The organism is Methylobacterium sp. J-088 (assembly GCF_022829295.1).
Classification (GTDB): domain Bacteria; phylum Pseudomonadota; class Alphaproteobacteria; order Rhizobiales; family Beijerinckiaceae; genus Methylobacterium.
The window spans coordinates 1-494 of record NZ_JAKSYH010000185.1; the positions used below are offsets into that span (position 1 = coordinate 1).

Here is a 494-nt window from a genome sequence, read left to right on the forward strand (position 1 = left end):
GTCGCGTTGCGGCACGGCGCCCTTGCGGCGCCCTTGCCGCGCCCTTGCCGCGCCCTTGCCGCGCCCTTGCCGCGCCCTTGCGGCGCCCTTGCGGCGCCCTTGCCGCGCCCTTGCGGCGCCCTTGCCGCGCCCTTGCGGCGCCCGGGTTCTTCGGGCCGGGGGGGGGGTGTCATGGGCGGACACGACGGGGATCGGACCCTTGAGCGCGCCCCGGGCTTTGGGCGGTGGCGGTGGCGCTGGCCAATCCGGCCTCGCCGGCCTGCGCCTTCCTGCTCGGCTGCGCCGTAGTCGCGGCCGCCGGGGCACACGCGGAACGCCTCGCGCGCCTGCTCGTCGGCGCGCTATGCGGGGGGACCGTGCTGCTGCTGCTGCGCGCCTCCCTCACCTACGCGCCGGGGCCAGACGGAACCTTCGACGGAGTCTCGGTCTACGCGGCCTCGTGAGGCGGCAGCCGGGCAGGCCGGGTCAGTTCACCATGCAGAAGCCGGCCCCGG

General features: G+C 77.3%; 1 protein-coding gene. It reads left to right on the forward strand.

The window, feature by feature from the left end:
- The first annotated feature begins 224 nt into the window (after positions 1-224).
- Positions 225-443 carry a hypothetical protein gene (locus MKK63_RS21090; RefSeq protein WP_244005268.1) on the forward strand — a complete coding sequence of 73 codons (219 nt, stop codon included), beginning with the start codon at positions 225-227 and terminating at the stop codon, positions 441-443.
- Positions 444-494 lie beyond the last annotated feature (51 nt).